17 protein-coding genes and 1 tRNA gene are annotated in these 19,399 nt (G+C 38.5%); 3 read left to right on the top strand and 15 right to left on the bottom strand.

Annotation, left to right across the window (positions count from 1 at the left end; genetic code table 11):
* Positions 1 to 614: 614 nt before the first annotated feature.
* The 3 genes from CTY48_RS19965 to CTY48_RS07635 form a co-directional block, all read right to left on the bottom strand.
* The gene (locus CTY48_RS19965) at positions 615 to 740 is read right to left on the bottom strand and encodes a hypothetical protein (protein ID WP_268876713.1); all 126 of its coding nucleotides are present in this window, start codon (positions 738 to 740) and stop codon (positions 615 to 617) included.
* A 125-nt stretch (positions 741 to 865) separates the two neighbouring features.
* The gene (locus tag CTY48_RS19660; protein ID WP_180272680.1) at positions 866 to 1,018 is read right to left on the bottom strand and encodes a hypothetical protein; all 153 of its coding nucleotides are present in this window, start codon (positions 1,016 to 1,018) and stop codon (positions 866 to 868) included.
* Positions 1,015 to 1,350, bottom strand: coding sequence for a DUF4176 domain-containing protein (locus CTY48_RS07635; protein WP_099467915.1), 336 nt, complete (start codon positions 1,348 to 1,350; stop codon positions 1,015 to 1,017). The genes CTY48_RS19660 and CTY48_RS07635 overlap by 4 nt, the downstream gene beginning before the upstream one ends.
* A 330-nt stretch (positions 1,351 to 1,680) precedes the next feature.
* On the opposite strand from CTY48_RS07635, the gene CTY48_RS07630 reads away from it, so the two are divergent.
* A complete protein-coding gene (locus CTY48_RS07630) occupies positions 1,681 to 2,445 on the top strand; it encodes a sporulation initiation factor Spo0A C-terminal domain-containing protein (protein ID WP_099467914.1) in 765 nt (254 codons plus the stop codon).
* A gap of 122 nt (positions 2,446 to 2,567) precedes the next feature.
* Here the strand turns inward: CTY48_RS07630 and CTY48_RS07625 are convergent, their stop codons facing one another.
* Positions 2,568 to 3,971 carry a GHKL domain-containing protein gene (locus CTY48_RS07625; protein WP_099467913.1) on the bottom strand — a complete coding sequence of 468 codons (1,404 nt, stop codon included), beginning with the start codon at positions 3,969 to 3,971 and terminating at the stop codon, positions 2,568 to 2,570.
* Positions 3,972 to 4,361: 390 nt separating this feature from the next.
* Between CTY48_RS07625 and CTY48_RS07620 the strand changes: the two genes are divergently transcribed.
* Complete coding sequence (locus CTY48_RS07620; protein WP_099466478.1) at positions 4,362 to 4,646, top strand: transposase; 285 nt, start codon at positions 4,362 to 4,364, stop codon at positions 4,644 to 4,646.
* Entirely contained in the window at positions 4,643 to 5,557 is a 915-nt protein-coding gene (locus tag CTY48_RS07615) for an IS3 family transposase (protein WP_099466477.1), read from the top strand. Before CTY48_RS07620 ends, CTY48_RS07615 begins: the two co-directional genes overlap by 4 nt.
* Positions 5,558 to 5,933: 376 nt before the next feature.
* Here the strand turns inward: CTY48_RS07615 and CTY48_RS07610 are convergent, their stop codons facing one another.
* The 11 genes from CTY48_RS07610 to CTY48_RS07560 all read right to left on the bottom strand — a co-directional run bounded on the left by CTY48_RS07610 (position 5,934) and on the right by CTY48_RS07560 (position 19,364).
* A complete protein-coding gene (locus CTY48_RS07610; protein ID WP_099467912.1) occupies positions 5,934 to 6,449 on the bottom strand; it encodes a hypothetical protein in 516 nt (171 codons plus the stop codon).
* Positions 6,450 to 6,871: 422 nt separating this feature from the next.
* Positions 6,872 to 8,176 (bottom strand): IS30 family transposase, encoded by a 1,305-nt coding sequence (locus tag CTY48_RS07605; RefSeq protein WP_099466476.1) that lies wholly within the window; start codon positions 8,174 to 8,176, stop codon positions 6,872 to 6,874.
* Between the two features lie 297 nt (positions 8,177 to 8,473).
* The gene (locus CTY48_RS07600; RefSeq protein ID WP_099467911.1) at positions 8,474 to 9,010 is read right to left on the bottom strand and encodes a GNAT family N-acetyltransferase; all 537 of its coding nucleotides are present in this window, start codon (positions 9,008 to 9,010) and stop codon (positions 8,474 to 8,476) included.
* A 196-nt stretch (positions 9,011 to 9,206) separates the two neighbouring features.
* Positions 9,207 to 9,289 (bottom strand) — tRNA-Leu (locus CTY48_RS07595).
* Between the two features lie 388 nt (positions 9,290 to 9,677).
* Positions 9,678 to 10,433: a hypothetical protein gene (locus tag CTY48_RS07590; protein WP_099467910.1), complete on the bottom strand. Its 756-nt coding sequence runs from the start codon at positions 10,431 to 10,433 to the stop codon at positions 9,678 to 9,680.
* Between the two features lie 12 nt (positions 10,434 to 10,445).
* Positions 10,446 to 12,017, bottom strand: a complete 1,572-nt coding sequence (locus tag CTY48_RS07585) for a putative ABC exporter domain-containing protein (protein WP_099467909.1) — start codon at positions 12,015 to 12,017, stop codon at positions 10,446 to 10,448.
* Positions 12,017 to 12,712, bottom strand: a complete 696-nt coding sequence (locus CTY48_RS07580) for an ABC transporter ATP-binding protein (RefSeq protein ID WP_099467908.1) — start codon at positions 12,710 to 12,712, stop codon at positions 12,017 to 12,019. Before CTY48_RS07580 ends, CTY48_RS07585 begins: the two co-directional genes overlap by 1 nt.
* 178 nt (positions 12,713 to 12,890) lie before the next feature.
* Positions 12,891 to 13,562 (bottom strand): acyltransferase, encoded by a 672-nt coding sequence (locus tag CTY48_RS07575; protein ID WP_099470100.1) that lies wholly within the window; start codon positions 13,560 to 13,562, stop codon positions 12,891 to 12,893.
* 54 nt (positions 13,563 to 13,616) lie between these two features.
* A complete protein-coding gene (locus CTY48_RS07570) occupies positions 13,617 to 15,605 on the bottom strand; it encodes a DNA topoisomerase (protein WP_099467907.1) in 1,989 nt (662 codons plus the stop codon).
* Positions 15,606 to 15,729: 124 nt separating this feature from the next.
* A complete protein-coding gene (locus CTY48_RS07565; protein WP_099467906.1) occupies positions 15,730 to 17,856 on the bottom strand; it encodes an RNA degradosome polyphosphate kinase in 2,127 nt (708 codons plus the stop codon).
* Positions 17,857 to 17,891: 35 nt separating this feature from the next.
* Entirely contained in the window at positions 17,892 to 19,364 is a 1,473-nt protein-coding gene (locus tag CTY48_RS07560) for a Ppx/GppA phosphatase family protein (RefSeq protein ID WP_236354810.1), read from the bottom strand.
* Positions 19,365 to 19,399 lie beyond the last annotated feature (35 nt).

Below are 19,399 nucleotides of genomic sequence, written 5' to 3'. Positions count from 1 at the left end.
TCCTGTATTTTTAAGGTTTCATTATTGTCTACTTTTTTATCTTTCTCCCTGCATTCAGCTCTGTCTCTGTAAACCCCTGCATTGTTCCTTTTTTTAAAGAACGGTTCATAGTTCTACAAATCCTCCTTCGACATCTTTCCCAACAAGGATTTGTAGCGGTAACATTCCACATAGGAATGCAGCAATGCTTTTCCCTGCTGCTTCAACTAGCAGACTTAAAGTAGCAAAAATCGGATGCTATTTCAACGAAACTTAAAGTGGCATCCGATTTACTGTTTTTTATTTATTTAGTTTTGTGAAGTACTAAGAGGAACATAGGGGTATTCAAAATCCCTCTCGGTGAGTGCTATTGTAACATGGGCATTTGTGAAGCATTAAGTAAAATATCACAAAATTGTTACGTTTGTATTATTATCTTCATTTTAATAATTGTGTTAATTCACTTAAGCTTCTTCATTTATTGCCATACCGAATGAAAATATTTCAAAATTAAGTGAACAGTCAATCAATGATATTTTTTTAATATGCTACTCGGCAAAGCAAAACCTATTTCTGCAAACTCTGAACGAATATAAATATTTATACTTACCTCTTCATATATCTTTGTTAATTGATTAACATATTTCATAGACATAGAAGCGGTTCTTATACTCTCCAAGCATTTGCGCCATGCCGACAAGAAGGCTTATGTGTATTTCGTTGATATAGCTTTTGATGCTCTCCGTAGTTGCTCTCTGCATACCGCTCCCCTCTAGCATCCCGGTGAAATAAGAAGTGTTTGTTCCACTAATTTCAAAGCCTCTCCTGCACTTCGTATTCTCTCGCTGTCTGTTTTTAATAGGCTGCAATATTCTTTTACCAGCTCCTACATTTCATGAAAACATTCTATGTACTGCTTCAGCGGTTCCGAATTCCCTGTGTCCTCCGGTTTTTGTTTCTTAACACCGGATAATTTACTTGCTGCCATCATCAACTGATTGGTCGCTGTTTGGAAGCTGACTGTATTTAATTCAATCACTGAGCAGTCGCCTCCTTTTGTTTATTCAGTTCCAAAGGAGTTCCCTTTTTATATCCCAGCTTCTGAATGCTTTCATTTAAATTTTGAATCATAACCGTATCATCTTCATCCGCATATCCTTTATATTCTACTCTTTGAATATCTTCATTGTTAAAATATAAAATCATATCACCTAACAATCCTTCCGGATAAAGGCAGCCTCCATATTCAAAATATTTTACTTCGTTTTCAATTTTGGTCGCTATTGCTCTGGCAATAACAACAACCTTTTTCACACTCCCATTTAATCTTACAATACTGCCAAGCGGTAAAAATTCTGTTTTATTTTCCATTATAACATCCTTCCTTTCTTATTAGTTAACAAACTTGTCCCAATCATACACAACTATATAAAGCGGAGTAAGCTCCTTACCGATTTCTTATCGTTTCGTTCTCTCTTTCTTCTTTCTCTATCTAACTTTGACCACTATAGCACAGGGGGATGAATTCTCAAGTCAAATGTTTTCTCAATTTAGGTTGTTTTTTACCTCTGGAATCGCTCTTTCTTTTCATTTTCCAACTCTTTTAGAGTCGATTATTGTCGTATTGTCACATTTAGTTGTACGAAAAATGCTATTGGTGCTATAATACTATTAAAAATCAGTATTAAAGGACCAAAAAACATGAATAGTAAATTTAAAATCTTGTTAATTGAAGATAATCTTGATAGGAGAAAAGAGTTCCAGACATGCATACACTTTCATCAGAATTTTGAATTGTATGCGGAAACAGGTAGTGAAAAAGAGGGCTTAAGGCTAATAGAAAAAGGCAATATCGATGTTGTTATTTTGGACTTAGAATTAGAGGAAGGGAATGGAATTCATCTTGCTGAAAAAATGAGAATGCTGTCAATTGAGCAGCCTTTTACGGTAGTGACAACCAATAATTGTTCTGATGCAATACTTCAATATATGCGAAAAGAGCTTAAAATCGACTTCATTTTTCAGAAAATCAACTCAAGCTACTCTCCTAATCAGGTATTGAGCGTGATTGATAAGGTATATAAGTTTCATAAAACAAAGGGAGTAGCAGGGCTGGAGGAAAAGGAGCTTCTAAAACAGAATATTTTAAAGGAGCTCCAGAACATAGGATTTGGCACACAACACATGGGGACAGAGTATATTGCCGCTGCACTTCTACTTTTATCAGAAAATCAGGATAATCACTATCAGATATCAAAGACAATATACCCCGCACTGGCTAAACAATATAATACTGATCCCTCTAACATTGAAAAGTCAATTCGTACCGCAATTGAGCGGGTATGGAGCACTTCCACCCTCCTTCGGCTCAGGGAATATTATCCCTATGATGTGGATAATAAAAACGGGCGTCCAAGCAATGGTGAATTTATTGCTCATATGAAATTGCGGCTGTTTGGAAAATAGTTGTCAGGTAGAATGTGTATAAGAAACTCGGAAAAGTTTCCTATTGCATTCGCGCGCATAAATAGTTTTTAATATCAGAGGAAATCGCAAAGCAATTTCCTCTGATATTAAAAAGTTATAGATTACCCGATTGAGGAATCTGCAACTTCTAAGTTCTCACTCTCTAATATACTATCCTTTGAAATTTGGTTGCCTCTAAAACTTTCTATCCACCTTCCGTCTTTCTCGTTCCAGATAATACCGATTCCCTTTGAAAAACTCATATCATCCTCATATTCTGTCAGCTTATAGGTGGCATTATAATCTTTTAAAATATCTAATATTTCAGCTATTCCATATCCTGTTCCGCCGTTCGTATTTCCTATTTTTCCGAATTCATCAAGAATGTACATCGGGAACAGATCTCCATTATCATATATTTCCAGCTCCAGCACTTCATTCACGCATCCCATAACCAGCAATATATTGCCTGTATTCTCTTGATTTCTTTCCACGGCACGGAATGCATTTCTCATAAGGTTTCCTATGAGCTGTAAAAAATCCAGTTTTGAAATGTCGTGTTTCTTTAGAGCCTCAGACATTGAAATATTGACAAAAATATCAAAGTTAATTCCTTTGTCCGCCGCTTCCTTTCCATATAACTGTATTTGTTCATCTAATATATGAATGCCAGTACTCGGAAAACTTTTATATTGCATCTCTTCATTCCTACTTTCATATATTTGTTCCTTGCATAATTGATGTACTTCGTTTAAAAGCTCGTTCAATTCCTCTGATTTATAATTAAGCTTTATTTTCGCTAACGTCTTGTCTAGAATCGGAAGAATTTCTTTTGATTTATGTAATCTCTTTGCCATTTTTACATTATCTTCCCATAATAACCTTTGCTCCCGCTCTGTAAAATATTTATCGGTAAACCATAATATTCCAAAAGCTGCTGTTGTAATTAAAACAATAATAGATGTTTGTACATATAAATTCTCTCTGTATTCACTAATTAAATAAATAGGCTGTCGTATAATCTGGATAAAAATTCCTACGGCAATTACTATTATTTGTATCTTTCCCTTTTCCAATAAGCGGCTTAGGTGAAACTTATTTTCAAGCAAGCCCATTATATATAATAATATAAACCTAAAAAAATATCCAAACAGCACAACTTCCAGATATAGTGGATGAGTTTTCTCCATATCTAAAGTCATATACGTCAGAACAGCGACTAATATTCCAAAAAATGCATTTAAAATATTTGCCGCCATTACTGAGACAAACATAAACAAAAATCTTTGCCGTTTTAATACAACGGTATAGAAGCTAAAATTCAATATATCCAGAACTACTCCTACTGTATATCTCCAACTCCCCACTTCTTTTATAAAATACCAAATTACTAAATTTAAGCATAGACATATTACCTTCGCTAAGTATACGTTTCTGTTCTGTTTAATATTTGATATTTTATCAATAATAATTAATGCGATAATCCCCTGTAATAACACACCAATCATCTCGATATGTACTGACACTTTCATTTCCTCCCTTGTATAATATGGATATTATATCCACATCTTACAAAGAAGACAATTACATGCACCATATCGAATCATAATTTCAATGCTAATATTACTTGTAATAAAATGATATCATCCCTGTTATGCCCAAAACAGTCTAATCCAATCTACAAGACTCACACCAACCCCTCCTTCCTATTTTTTCTAAACTTAACATAGGAAGAATTTTTTTATGGTCGGTGCCTTTTGGTTTTTAGGTCGAATAGGTCGATTGTTGATGCTATTTACGTTAAACCAGTATGTAATGATATGATGTTAGAATTTAAATAGTACAAGTCAAAATGAGAAATTCCAATATAAAAAATTATGGTACAATACTTGTACTGAATCATGGAGGGTCTCATTATGCCGAAGAACTATGACAAACAATTTAAATTGGATTGCATCCAGTACTATCATGACCACAAGGAGCTTGGTTTGATTGGCTGTGCCAACAATCTTGGAATCAGCCACCAGTCTATATCAAGATGGCAAAGAGAATTTCGTGAGACAGGTGATCTCGAATCTAGAGGCTCTGGAAATTTCTCTTCGGATGAAGAAAAGGAGATTGCCCGTCTTAAGCGTGAATTGCGCGACACACAGGATGCACTTGATGTGTTAAAAAAAGCCATCGGCATTCTGGGAAAATGACGCAAGCCATTTACCTCGAAGTATCTGAGAAGACAGAAGCTTCCAAGAAAAACGGACGCCGTGTTTCTGTCTCCAGAGTGCTGCGAATCTTAGGCGTTTCACGATCGGGATATTTCGCATTTTTAAGAAAAACTCCTTCAAATACACTCGTACGAAAGAAAACTATAAAGGCCAAAATAAGAGAGATTTATGATGGCTCCAAACAAAACTATGGTGCTCCCAAAATCACCAAAGAGCTCAAAAAAAAGGGAGAAGTTATTGCAGAACGAACGGTTGGTACCTACATGAAGGAAATGGGAATTAAAGCGCAATGGGTAAAACCATGGACAATCACTACAAAAGATTCTGATTTTAGTAACGAACTTCAAAATATCCTTGATGAACAATTCAATCCTGACCGCCCTAACGCTGTTTGGTGCACCGATATCACTTATATTTGGACCGTAGACGGATTTGTCTATCTGACAAGCATTATGGATTTGTATTCCAGGAAAATCATTGCATGGACACTTTCAGAAACGTTAGAGGTTTCTTGTGTAATTGATGCCATAACCAAAGCAAAAGCACGTCGCAAAACAGATCTTCCGTTGATTATACACAGCGATCGCGGCTCTCAGTATGTTTCAAAAGCCTACAACGAAGCAACCGAAAATATGAAGCGTAGTTATTCAAAAAAGGCCTTCCCATGGGATAATGCATGTATTGAATCATTTCATGCACTCATAAAACGGGAGTGGCTGAACCGATTTCATATCCTCGATTTCGACCAGGCTTATCGCCTCGTATTTGAATATCTAGAGGCATTTTATAATACAAAACGTATCCACAGTCACTGTGATTATATGTCACCAAATGACTTTGAAAAACTATATGAGCAGAGCCAAGATGGCCGCCTGCTTCTAGCAAGTTAATGTGAGGAATTTTTTCTCATTTTAACTTGTACTAAATCTTGACATAGGACCAATATGGATTTCATCAAATAAGTATTTTGCTGTTAAGTCGATATTTTTTGTTAAAATATTTAAGCATTTCAAAAATCTTTGAAGAACACCCCAAATACCAAATATCATTTATCTGACATTTAAGGTGTTGGGTTAAAAGATAATCAATTCAACTTGCCTATATTTCTTAAAGGTTTTTTAGAATATTCATTTTGTCTTTCCAAATATTAATTAGTTTTCCTTGGTTTATAATATAAAATAAAAATAGACAACTACTTTATTCAAAGATAAAGTAATTGTCTACAGCTTAGTCATATATTCTTTTCAGGGTTTAATTATTAGTCTACTATTCTTCGATACCAATATCCTTTAGTAAAAATGTCTCTTTAGCATTATCACGCATTATAGTTAAATCAATATAGCCATTTTTAGAATTTGCCTTAACGGACAAAATATCCGAGGCTTCAGGATCATCATCTGTAACATCCCCATAGATTATACTTAATGTTTCTTTTTTTAAGAAGTTAACAGAAAAACCGCTTCCCACTCGCGCATAATTATTGTCGGTTCTATAAATATAGATATTTGTTATATATTGACCATCATTATATTGTTTGTTTCTTAAAACATATACCCCCTTTTCAAACTTATTACATTCATCTAACCATGCCGCTAATTCTACATCATTTTTAGCTATTTCATAGGATATAGGACTTATATTCCATTCTGCACTTTCACTTCTGTCCCTGTTGAAGCTATGTAAAATTATAGTGGCAATAATTATATTTAGTATAAAGCTTAGTATTATAACAATTATAATAGTTCTAATAACTATAAGATTGTTTTTAGATTTGTCTTTCACAATTTAAAATCCTCTCTTTAATTAAATAATTCCCTATTTGCCCTATAAGTACAGTATATAATTAACATATTTTAGAAACCTTTAATAGTCAAAAAACATAAATAGACAATCTAAAAGCGTGAATGGATAAAAAACTGCATTTTATTCGAGCTAGATGGTTGAATGTAACTCCACTTTCCCGTTTTGTAAACGAGATTCACATTTTGAAAGTAACCTTCAAATTTTGAACCCGAAATTCCACAATTGTTATGACTTTCCCGTTTTTCTATTGCTTTTCATGGTATAATCTCTGGTAACAGGATGATTTTGACGCACAAAAACCGGACGTCACTTTTGGCTTACAAATTTTGTACTCCGAAATTCACGTCTGCTGGTATCTGTCTTTTCGTTCCATCCGGTGGTTTCATGTTCAGATTATCTTGCTACTTTTTCAAAAGACCTGGGGTTAGATTGATGCTGTTGGCAGCAACCTCTTGGCATCCTAATTTATCAGCCAGGTCTTTTCCATAATAAAAACAGAATGCTTCATACGGACTTTTCCCATTCAGCTTTTTCCTTCTATAGGAATTGATATGATTCATCATCCGATTGATATCCTCCTGCATCAGTTCATCAAAGCTTTTTCCCTTTGGCAATACCCTTCTTATGAATTCATGCCCTACCTCTATTTCCGCTTTCTGATAGGGTGCACTTGGATTGCAATAATAGATTCTGGTTCTTTGAAATCCTTTTTCATCCGGCCCATACTCTATACTCTTTGGATTAGAAAATTCACTTCCGTTGTCTGTCAAAATGATTGGGAACAACTTTCGAAAGTCCTGTCCTCCCAGCCTATGATATAGTTCATCATAAATATCGATTACTGACTTAGAGGTATTGGCCTCTCTTAGGAATGCAAGCATCAAGGATGTTTCTACAAAGAATACCGTGAGCAGAACCTTTCCACCTTTGCTTCCTATCACAGAATCCATCTGGGTCACTGCTGTATCAGGATGCTGCTCCATATACACCTCATAATCGTGATAGTTTCTTCCCACACGACAGCCTCTGTCTACCTTCAGTTCTGCTTTTTTATAACGTGGACGATACTTTACTTTCCGTGGGAGATCAATGTTCCTCACATCAAACAGACTTCCATCTATGTAATTGTATAAAGTCTTCTCGCTGCACATCAGCTCATCCTTATTATTTAAATAAATCTGATGTATAGACTGTCCTTGTTTGATCAGCGGAACCAGGATTTCATTCAGTCTGGCAATTTCTCCTTCCGTGGAAAGAATCCCACTTCTTGATTCCGCAATCTTCTCAGATGCCTGACGATGGGCTTCCAATGCGTCGTAGATTGTCTTCGTCAGCGTACACTTCTTCACTTCACTGCATCCATTACATACATAGGGGGCTTTAAATCTGCTGGTACATACTTCTTCCTCAAACTGTTCACAATACCTGTTACACAGACGCTCACACTGTCTGCATGTGGTTATCATTGGATGCTTACATTCATTTGTTCCACACACTTTTTTTCTTTTGCATCCTTTTCGATACTTGCATACATTATGGGGATAGACTGAATATCCACTACATTGCTCTACTCCATAGTTGCGGACTTCTTTTGTAATAGTAGTTCTGTCCCTCCCTAGCTTCTTGCCTATCTCGGTAAAAGTCATATCCTCCTTCAGTCCACTTTCAATCTCCAAACGATCCTCATAAGATAAAAACTTAGCCATAGTGTCTCCTTTCTCCACCGGCTAAGTTCAATATATCACGAAAGGCAGGGACTGCGCCCTGCCTTTTTGTAACACGAATTTCTCTATTCTATTTTCAAATATTTGTACCTAACTTTCCCTTTCAGACGGGAAAGTTATTTTACAATTGAGGATTCGAGCTAGATTTTTTACAATTTTTTAATCCTGAAACGTTGTCCAGCATCTAAAGAATGTAACCAAACGTGTAACCACTTATCAACTGCTCGTTTTTTCTGAAGAAAAAATTTGCATAGCAGGCAGTTTACAAGTTTCACAACATTATAATTGATATTCCATTTGAATATCAAATGGTTCATTTTCAGCTATTTCTTTATTTATCTCTATTGCATCAATACAACCTAATCTTCGATATGCATTTTGACTTTCCTTTGATGAATGAGCTGAAATATATAATTTTTTTGCACCCATTTTTTTTGCCTCCATACATGCGAGTTCAAAAAGTTCTTTACCAATGCCTTTTCTGCGAAATGGCTCTGATATATGAAACAGCTGTAATTCTATGTATTGATTGTCGCTTCCAAAGAAATGATTAGATAGATAAATATAGCCGACGATCTTGTTTTCACAAAATGCACCATATGCAAATCCAATATCATCGATTCCACTCTCAATTATTTTTGCTATTTCCCTACATTTTTCTATATTCCAATCTTCAATGTAGTCATTTACTATCAAAACAAACTCGCTATTAATTTTTCGCCAACATTCTTTGACTTCTTGGTGTCTAATAAAACCGTCTAAAGAGTTCGCATTGAAGTTCCCATTTGTTAATTTTGAAAAAGTTATTGTTGGCATATTCCCTCCATAAATTATAAATTGTTTGATGTTCAAGATATCATAAACCTTTCATCACAATCACTCCTTTCAAAATTTAAATTTGATAAACTGATTGTATCACAGACAAATGCATCATTCTACAAACTTTGGAACTTCTATTGACAAAAAAATAGAGAAGCCTTAGTATATAAGGCTTCTCACATTTTTAACTTACTGCGGATAGTGGGACTTGAACCCACACGGGGTTGCCCCCGTCAGATTTTGAGTCTGATTCGTCTGCCATTCCGACACATCCGCATAATTCGTAACCGAACAAAAGTTATTCTATCATATATTCCAAAACATTGCAATATAAATTTGCAAAAAATTGTCTTTGTTTTTAAAACAACTTTAACTTGATTTCATGAAGATACTAATTCATTTATTTTTGCTAATATTTTTTTACAATATTTTATTTATTCTTTATGCGGGATATATTTTATTATTTCATTCCCGTGATACACTGTATGTAAGAAATAGATATACAGTTTCTTCCCCCTTATGCCATTATCATTTTTATATACTCTTTGTAGGCAGTTTAAAACTGCTATGTTTCCCCCACTTAACGAAGCCACAGTATCCCCTGTGGCTTCCCCTCTTTTATCTCCCGGAAAATTGTTATGCGCACTTTTTTGGGTTGTCTTCCCTACTCTGCTTCTCTCCCATAAATCACACCGTGAATGGACAAAATAACCTGGGCGGGAAGATAAAAAATCCACATAAAAATCCACGCATGTGCCGCTATCGCCTTTAAAATTCCCAAGCCAGCTCCTGTTGTATGCAAATAGTTAAGTCCCACACATATGTCACAGAGATAAAACAAGGTAAGTCCTATTACAAATCCGAGAATTTCTCCTCTCTCTTTCTTTTCCCTTATCGCCTGTATCCATATTCTCAGCATATTTCCCGTAAAAATAGCAAAGTATAAGCCGGTAATCGCAATCACCGGTGTTAAATAGCTTTCATTCTTTAATAACACTATCATGATATTCCAGAAAAAAACGACTCCTAACGCCTCTGCCATATACTTCCTGCATCCGTCCCCGCACATACGCTTTATTCTGCGTGAGTAGAGAACCTGCACCAAGATAAAGAAAAATACACCAATCTCAAACCGATTTGTAAATAGCAGAAAGGTATCTGCTGTCACCGTGAATAGGAGGACAACAGACATAAAAAATATTTCTCTGTCCTTCCATATCAGGTAAGAGCAAAACAGAAAGCAAAAGCAGCCCCATATTGAGATATATTTCAGCACATTCGACATATGTACGGATTTCCCTCCCAAATCCAATGCCAGAAAGCCTAGATACAACAGAAGCTCCACTACAAGGAAACCGGTTATCATCATGCTGCTTTTCTCATTTGTTTTCTCTGTTTTTTCCCTTATTAATAAATTCATACTTCTCATCCTTTAATCAATACTCTCCATGTTTTCAAAAGCTTTCGATGCCAATAACACTAAAACTGCCGTAATCGCGAGCGATATGCCAATCATAATCATATATCCTGCCGCAGCACTGAGGAAAAGCCCTCCAAAAATTGCGCTGACTGCACAAATACTTATAATGATTCCGATTGTGAATACCCGAAATAGCTGTTTTCCCACATTTCCTAAGAATTTCTGCATAATTGCATCTGTCAAAACATTTAAGTACAGCTTATTTGCTTGCAGGCAAACATATACAAGTACAGTCAGCAGGATTTCAATCGGGTTCAAATGCAGGGTGACAGCCGCCGGCAGCGTAATCAAAATTCCATCCACCGCAGCCCTTATATGCTCAATAACCGTCGCATACCAAAGCTTTCTCGCCGCAGTATCCGGAATTAGGAAGGTGTACGGATGTGCAATCTCCTTCGACCATTTTGTGACATAGCCGCTGAATATAAAAGTGATATACGCGCTTATACCCGGTATGATAAAGACAGAAAACGCACCAATCTCTTCGTAATTATAGTACCCAAATACACCAATCGCAATACCGGCAATTAGATTTATAACGGAGGTCAATCCGAATATAAAAAATCGATTCTTCTTGTATTCCAAGAGCTGTCGGTAAAAAATTGCCTTTGCATAATTTCCTTTGTAAACGACCGTGGCATTTTTATTTATTTTCTTAAAACGTACACTCATTTCGCCCTTTTTATTTTTCGCCATCTTTACCGCATAATCATCGGCAAATTTCATTGCTTCTTCGTAATATGCTCCCTGACATTTCATTTTATATGCCATGATAAACAGGATAATTGCCGACATAAGATACAATACGGTACATATGACGTTCAGTGTGGTCGGTCCAAGCATAATTAGTCTTAAAAAGGCAATATTCCAACCTATAACCGGCACGCACTGTACAACCGGATGCGTTAAAAACATACCGATAATCTTCCATGAAGCCTCATAGGTAAAAAATAGGTATGCTCCAAAGACAAGCAAAGCACCGATAATCAAATATAGGCTGCGGCAAAACAATAGAATTTTCTTTTCCGACAAAGTCTCATTTCCATACAGCAAAATTGTAATACTTGTCTCCAATATCGTCTCCACGATAAATGCCAAAACAAAATAAAGGACAATCTGAAGGATCGATAGCTTAAAATAAACTACTCCCGCCCAAACAATGACCAAATTGATAAGCAAGGAGAGTAAAATCTGCTTTGTCTTTGCATAAATCAACACGGCTTTAGGGTTTACAGGAGAAGGGAATACAAAATGCACCTCACTCTGTTTAAAAATAAGTCCTTTTCTCTTCGCATAAGTAATAATATTGGTAGGAAGAAGAAAGAAAACACTTAGAGATACCGCCAGCGTAAATCCTTCTGGATTGCCAAGGTTAAACTGTGTAATAAGCGGCTGAAAGGAACCTACAACCATAACAATATAAGCAATCGCAAAAACAACCCAAAAATAAGTCCACGGTTTTCGCAGCGCCTTTTTAATTTTGTTTTTTGTGGTCTTTTCCAGCAGATAAAATAGTCCTCTCATTATGCTTCACCACCCGTAATTTCAAAAAAGATATCCTCGATATCCTTGCTGTCTGTATCCTTCTTTGTGTACTCTCCTACGACTTTTCCTTTATTCATAATAAACATAACATCCCACAGATCCTTCACCATCTCAAGCATATGCGTGCTGATTAAAACTGTGACATTATTTTCCTTTAGCTCTGCAATTACTTCCTTTAATTCCTTGATTGCCTTCGGATCAAGCCCGACCATAGGCTCATCAAATAAAATTACCCTCGGCTTAATCATAAGGGCACAGCAGATGCTCACCTTCTGCATCATTCCCTTGGACAGCTCATTGCCGAGCTTATCCTGCTTATCTGTCAGTTCAAAACGCTCCATCAGCGTCTCCAAATAATTTTCCTCATCCGAAATATCATATGCCTTGCAAATATACTCAAGATGCTCTCTTACGGTCAATGCCTCAAACATTACCGGCATTTCCGGGACATAAGCAAAAACCTTTTTCGCATCTATCTCCCTTGACGGAATCCCTTGAATATGGACAACTCCATCAAATTTCAGCAAACCTGCAATACTCTTGATAATCGTTGATTTTCCTGCACCGTTTGGTCCAAGCAAAATACCGACATTCCCATCCGGTATCGCAAAACTCACATCCTCCACCGCCAGTGTCTTTCCGTATTTCTTCGTTAAATTCACTATCTGAAGCATCGTCTTACCCTCCGTATTCCACTCTATCTTCTCTGGTCCTGCATCACTGTACTACTTTATTAATACAATAATATACTTAAAAACATTTGTCAACTGCTATCATACATTGTATGAAAAAAAAGAATGTGACTTTGCACATTCTTTTCGCGCTCGTGTATGCAAAGCCAGACTTTTCTTCTTATTCGTCTAGCTTTGCCACAACTTCATTGTGTTTTTTATAAATGCTTTTCTCTGCCACATATCCCCTTACCATAGAGAGCGGATAAACATTGCTGTTTCTTCCGACAACGGTTCCCGGATTCAATACGCTGTTACAGCCGATTTCTACGTTATCACCGAGCATTGCACCGAATTTTTTAAGTCCGGTTTCTATCTTTTTGCCGCGATCTCCGATGGTAACAGGCGTTTTATCAGATTTGACATTCGATGTAATAGAGCCGGCTCCCATATGTGCCTTATAGCCCAGAACAGAATCGCCCACATAGTTGTAATGAGGCACTTGAACCAGATTAAATAGCACCACGTTTTTAAGCTCTGTCGAATTTCCCACCACAGCGCCCTCGCCCACAATCGCATTTCCTCTGATAAACGCACAATGCCTCACCTCCGCATTTTTACCGATAATCACAGGTCCGTTGATGCAAGCCGTCGGTGCTACCTTTGCACTTTTGGCAATCCAAATATTATCCTCTTTCTTCTCATATTCCTCTTCACTTAAAGTACTTCCGAGCTTCACAATAAAACTTCCGATGTTTGGAAGTACCTCCCAAGGATAGGTTGCATTCTCAAACAACTCTTTTGCAATTGTCTCGTTTAAGTCATATAATTTTTTTATTTCCAAACATTCCATTTTCATATCTTGCACCAAGCCTTTCCCTTTTTGCACTCAATTTTTAGTATAACGCTACTTATAATTTTGCGCTATGTAATCATAACAAACTCTTAGCTGATACTGATTATTTACCCCAAGCACTCCGTTTGTTCTATCTACAATAAACTTTTCCAGCTTTTCCATGTATTCCTCCGCGGTAATCTCGCCGTTTGCCACGTAAGTAAGCCCCTTTTCCCAGCTTGCCGTAAGCTCCGGATTTAGCAGAGAGCGTATTGAATTGTTTACCACATCGAAAATCATCTCTCCAAGCTGCGTCGGCGTCAATATCTGTGTTTTTTTATTCAATGCAATATATTTGTTGTTTACCAGCTTTTTTAGAATCTCAGCACGGGTCGCACTCGTTCCGATACCGCTTCCCTTAATCTGCGCCCTCAGTTCCTCATCCTCAATCAATTGCCCTGCATTTTCCATCGCAAGGATAATCGAACCGGAATTGTAGCGCTTCGGAGGTGATGTCTCGCCCTCCTTTATGTTAAATTCCTTCACAGGCATTTTACTTCCCTTTTTGAGTGTCTTTAACAGTTCAAGCATCTCAGTGTCCACCTGCGCATCGTCGGAGGTATTCTCCTCCTTCTTCTTGCCAAAGGAGCTTTCCGCCACCTTCAGATACCCCTCATCCAACAGCACCTTAAAGCTGGCAAAGAAGCACTCTTCTTTCACCTTTACCGTGGCAGAAATCTTCTGATAAACAGCAGGGGGATAAAAAATACTTAAAAATCTTCTCACAATTGTTTCATATACCTTACTTGCAGTAGGAGGAACTGACCGCAAAGCGGCAAGTCCTTGTCCTGTCGGCACAATGGCATAATGATCCGTTATCTGCTTATCATTGACATAACGGCTGCTCGCTATGCCCTTATATGAGCCCGCTGCCAGAATTTCTTCCGCAAATACGCTCGCATGCTCATAGCTTTTCAGCCCGCTTATATTCTTATAAATTTCCTTTGCAACAGCGCTGGAAAGCACTCTCGCATCGGTTCTCGGATAGGTGACAAGCTTTTTCTCATACAGCTCCTGCACGATTTTCAAGGTCTCATCCGGGCTTATCTTAAACATCTTCGAGCAATCATTCTGCAATTCAGCCAAGTTGTAAAGAAGAGGCGGATTCTTGTTTTCTTTCTTCTTTTCTACAGCGATAACCTCCCCTTCCACGGGAGCATCCTCACTTAAATAGGCAATCAAAGCCTTGGCTTCGTCCATCTCCTTAAAGCCGTTTTCCTTATAGAGCTTGGCGCTTTCAAAATATCTGGAACCGGCAACCGCCTTCCATTCTGCTTCCAGCTCCTTATCTTCGCTTGTAAAGGTACCGATAACGCGATAAAAGGGCGTTTTTACAAACTCCCTGATTTCTCTCTCGCGTCTGACAATCATTCCGAGCACGCAGGTCATAACACGGCCCACCGAAATAACACAGTAACGTTCATTTAAGTAATTTGCAATGGAATTTCCGTATTTTAAGGACAGGAGGCGTGAAAAATTGATTCCCATCAGGTAATCCTCTTTCGCTCTCAAATAGGCGGCTTCAGCCAGATTGTCATACTCTGACAAATCCTTCGCCGTGTGAATCCCCTTTAAGATTTCCTCCTCTGTCTGGGAATCGATCCAGACCCTCTTTCTTGTCTTTCCCTCTACCCCTGCTTTCTGCTCAACAAGACGGTATATATATTCTCCCTCCCGTCCGGAGTCCGTGCAGACATAGATTGTATCAATGTCCTCCCGATGAAGCAGGCTTTCCACGGTGCGAAACTGCTTTTTGACATTTTCAATCACTTCGTATTTAAATTCCTGGGGGATGAAAGGCAAGGTGTCCAAGCTCCATTTTTTCAGCTTTTCATCATACTCCTCCGGATAGCTCATCGTGACCAGATGCCCTACACACCAGGTAACAACCGCTTCCTCCGCTTCAAGAAAGCCGTCCCCTTTTCTTGTTTTCAATTTGAGTGCCTTTGCAAATTCCTGCGCGACACTTGGTTTTTCTGATATATATAAAGCTTTCGCCATTTGTATCCAACTTTCCTATAACCGGCAAACCGGTATATATTTCATGATAATAGAGTGTGAGCGTTGCTCACACTTCGCGCCTGAGCGGATTGCAAAGCAGCAACTTCCACTCCGCATCAACTCCCTAAATCCCCTCCGACGGTGTGAAAACGCGGCTGATCCGGTTCTCTTCCTTCCCCTTTGACTGTTTGACAGCTTCCTTGCAAAAATAATCCTGTGAATCAAACTTTTGCTTGCCGCGTCTGTCAATTTTTTCATAGGTTCCGTCTTCCTCCAGAACATGAGCCTTCACATTGTCATTCAGCTGCATTTGAAGTATTTTCATAACTTCCTTCTTTAATCCTTCATCATCAACCGGGAACAATATTTCAACACGTTTATCCAGATTACGAGGCATCCAGTCGGCACTGCCCATGTATATCTCTTCCATTCCGTTGTTATAGAAATAGAACACACGGCTGTGCTCCAGAAAATTTCCAACAATCGAGCGGACGCTGATGTTTTCACTTACGCCGCCTATACCGACTTTAAGAGAGCAGATTCCCCTTACAATCAGTTCTATCTTGACACCTGCCGCTGAAGCGCGGTATAGCTCCTCGATTATCTTTTTATCGCACAGTGAATTCATCTTTGCTATGATGTGTGCCTTCTTTCCTGCCTGTGCATTCTCGGTCTCTCTGCGTATGAGATTGATAAATTTATCACGAAGCCAGATTGGAGCGAGGGAAAGCCGGTTCCATGTAAGCGGCTCTGAATAGCCGGACAGCATGTTGAAAACCGCCGTTGCATCCTCTCCGATTGCCTCCGCGCAAGTAAAGAGACCCAAATCCGTATAGATTTTTGCCGTGGAATCATTATAATTTCCGGTTCCCAAATGCACGTATCTTCGGATACCGTCCTCCTCACGTCTTACGATAAGCGTGATTTTGCTGTGCGTTTTCAGACCAACCAATCCGTAAATAACGTGGCAGCCTGCCTTCTCAAGCATCTTCGCCCATACGATATTGTTTTCCTCGTCAAATCGCGCCTTCAGCTCAACTAGAACAGACACTTGCTTTCCATTTTCTGCCGCCTGTGCAAGCGCCTCGATAATCGGAGAATTACCGCTGACACGGTACAAGGTCTGCTTGATTGCAAGCACCTGTGGATCTCTGGACGCCGTCTTGATAAAATCAACAACCGGATCAAATGTCTGATATGGGTGATGAAGTAAAATATCCCCTCTTCTAATCTGGGCAAAAATACTCTCTTCCGCCGTCATTCCCTTTATCGGCTGCGGCTGATATTTCGGAGTTTTTAAATGATCGTAGCCCTCCAAAGAATACATTTTCATCAAAAAGGTCAAGTCGAGAGGTCCGTTTATCTTGTAGATATCATCCTCATTGATTGCAAGCTCCTCCTGAAGAATTGCCAGAAGTCTGCTGTCAATCTCCTCCTCTATTTCCAGACGGATTGCTTCGCCCCACTGCCTCTTCTTTAACTGCTTTTGGATTTCTTTCAGTAAATCGGAAGCCTCATCCTCATCGATGGTCAAATCCGCATTTCGCATAATCCGGTATGGATGGGCGCATATGACATCATAATTTAAAAAGAGTTTATCCATGTTTCGCTCAATGATTTCCTCTAGCATAATAATGCTATAGTCACCCTTTTTGCCGGTCGGAATTTTTACCAGCCTCGGAAGCAGGGACGGTACCTGAACCGTAGCAAATTCAAGTTCCTCCTTATCCTTTTGCTTTTTCCTTAAAAGTGCCGCAATATTGAGTGTTTTGTTTCGGATAAGCGGAAATGGTCTTGACGAGTCCACCGCCATCGGCGTGAGCACCGGATAGACATTTTCTTTGAAATACTCGTCAACGTACTCTGCCTGCTGCTTCGTGAGCATCTCATGCATTTTTACCACCTTGATGCCGTTTTTCTTGAGCATCGGAATCAGAGAGCGATTGTAGGTCGAATATTGCAGACTCACCAGCTCATGTGTGGACTTATTGATTTCTTTTAGCTGTTCCTGCGGTGTCATGCCGGCAATATCAGGCTTTTCATAGCCTGCATGCACCATATCCTTCAAAGACGCAACCCTTATCATCACAAATTCGTCAAGGTTAGAAGCCGTGATACTCAAAAATTTAAGCCGCTCAAATAAAGGAATACTCTTATCCCTTGCTTCGCTCAACACTCTTTTATTAAAGCTGATCCAGCTCAATTCCCTGTTCTGGTAAAAATGAGGATTACCAAAGTCTAAATAGTCCATTTCTCTCTTCCTCCAATCATACTGTACAATCGTTGCTACTCAAATTTTTTCTTTTGCTTAATGACCGGTTTGATACTGAATACCTCTTCAAAAAACTCTGCCTTTTCCTTAAACAGCCCCTTTTCCAGCAAAATATTACTCATTGTATCCAACGTCAAAAGGAGTTCCTTTTCCTTCAAGGTAATCTTTACATTTTTAAATTTCTGCCTGTGGCTTCTGTCCAGTGCGTTTGCCACACGAATAATCGCCGTTATTTTTTCTAAAACAAGATAGCTTTGCTTATCAAACTTTCCTGCAAGCGAGTCATAATATGCAAACTCCGTCGTGTTGAACTTAACCGCATTTGCTATAATTTCACGCTCCAAGTGTGAGAGTCCGATAATCTCTGTCGCCATAATAATATTGTAGGAGCACTCCGCAAAGGAAGACAAACTGATATATTTTCCGCAGTCATGGAGAATAACCGCAATTTGCAGCAAAAGCCGTTCTCTGTTCCCCATACCGTGGATTTTAATCGTGCTGTCAAATATTTTGAGCGCCAGCTCCTCCATCATATCAATATGCTCTTTGTTGTTCATGTAGCGTTTTCCGATATTACGGGCAGCTGCAACAATATCCAATTCAAAATTATGCTTTACCTTTATTATTTTATTATTTTCTGCATAGTCGTATGCAATTCCGTCGGATAATTTAACTCCCGGCGTCCATACATTTTCTGCCTTTGTCTTCTCAATAATTCTCTTATAGATAATGAAGGACGCGAGCAAAAGCCCGGCTTCATCAGACGGGATTCCAAGCTTCACGGCAAGCTCCTGCGTGGACATGTGTGACACATTATCACAGGAGGAGATAAATTCCTCGCGCGTGAAATACGTGCTGCTGTCTGACTGGATATGATTGATGTAATCTCCGATTACGATAATATTCTTGATTGTATAATTTTTAATATAGTGGAAATGGAGGTTTGAAATATCACTGTCAATCAGCTCCTCCACCAATGCAGGAATATTTGTTGTGTACTTTTGAAGCCCCGCCAACTTTTCTCTGATTCGAAGAGAGCCTAGACGGATATTCTGAGTCACAATCAACTTATCCTTGTCATACAGGGAAAACTGGATGCTTCCGCCTCCTACGTCCAGAATCGCCGTACCCACCTGAATTATTTTCTCAAAATTATTAATCTGGTAAGCAATCGATTTATAGCGGAGAAAACGCTGCTCTGAATTGCTCAAAACTTCCACGTCAAGCCCCGTTCGTATTCGTATCTGGTCGAGAAGCATAATAATATTTTTTGATTCCCTCACCGCACTTGTCGCACAGGCACGGTAAGCCTCCACCTGATATTCCTTCATAATTTTTGTAAAATCACACAGTACCTCGCATAGGCTGTCCGTCAAATCACAGCCGATTTTACCGAGCACATAAGCATCTTTTCCAAGCTCAATTTTATGTCTCACAAAATCAACCTGTCTCATGCCAAACTTGGAGGATAATTCAAATATCTTCATTCCGACCTCATATGACCCTATATCTATAGCGGCAA

Origin of the sequence: Konateibacter massiliensis, from assembly GCF_900184995.1 — a bacterium.
GTDB classification, from domain to species: domain Bacteria; phylum Bacillota; class Clostridia; order Lachnospirales; family Lachnospiraceae; genus Lachnotalea; species Lachnotalea massiliensis.
The sequence above is the reverse complement of the archived record's forward strand: the minus strand, read 5'-3'. Positions and strand labels throughout refer to the sequence as shown.

Coding starts and splice junctions, on each gene's coding strand:
- CTY48_RS19965 (WP_268876713.1), bottom strand. CDS start 740: ATGCAGAGAGCAACTACGGAGAGCATCAAAAGCTATATCAACGAAATA.
- CTY48_RS07635 (WP_099467915.1), bottom strand. CDS start 1,350: ATGGAAAATAAAACAGAATTTTTACCGCTTGGCAGTATTGTAAGATTA.
- CTY48_RS07630 (WP_099467914.1), top strand. CDS start 1,681: ATGAATAGTAAATTTAAAATCTTGTTAATTGAAGATAATCTTGATAGG.
- CTY48_RS07620 (WP_099466478.1), top strand. CDS start 4,362: ATGCCGAAGAACTATGACAAACAATTTAAATTGGATTGCATCCAGTAC.
- CTY48_RS07615 (WP_099466477.1), top strand. CDS start 4,643: ATGACGCAAGCCATTTACCTCGAAGTATCTGAGAAGACAGAAGCTTCC.
- CTY48_RS07605 (WP_099466476.1), bottom strand. CDS start 8,176: ATGGCTAAGTTTTTATCTTATGAGGATCGTTTGGAGATTGAAAGTGGA.
- CTY48_RS07600 (WP_099467911.1), bottom strand. CDS start 9,010: ATGCCAACAATAACTTTTTCAAAATTAACAAATGGGAACTTCAATGCG.
- CTY48_RS07590 (WP_099467910.1), bottom strand. CDS start 10,433: ATGAATTTATTAATAAGGGAAAAAACAGAGAAAACAAATGAGAAAAGC.
- CTY48_RS07585 (WP_099467909.1), bottom strand. CDS start 12,017: ATGAGAGGACTATTTTATCTGCTGGAAAAGACCACAAAAAACAAAATT.
- CTY48_RS07580 (WP_099467908.1), bottom strand. CDS start 12,712: ATGCTTCAGATAGTGAATTTAACGAAGAAATACGGAAAGACACTGGCG.
- CTY48_RS07575 (WP_099470100.1), bottom strand. CDS start 13,562: ATGGAATGTTTGGAAATAAAAAAATTATATGACTTAAACGAGACAATT.
- CTY48_RS07570 (WP_099467907.1), bottom strand. CDS start 15,605: ATGGCGAAAGCTTTATATATATCAGAAAAACCAAGTGTCGCGCAGGAA.
- CTY48_RS07565 (WP_099467906.1), bottom strand. CDS start 17,856: ATGGACTATTTAGACTTTGGTAATCCTCATTTTTACCAGAACAGGGAA.
- CTY48_RS07560 (WP_236354810.1), bottom strand. CDS start 19,364: ATGAAGATATTTGAATTATCCTCCAAGTTTGGCATGAGACAGGTTGAT.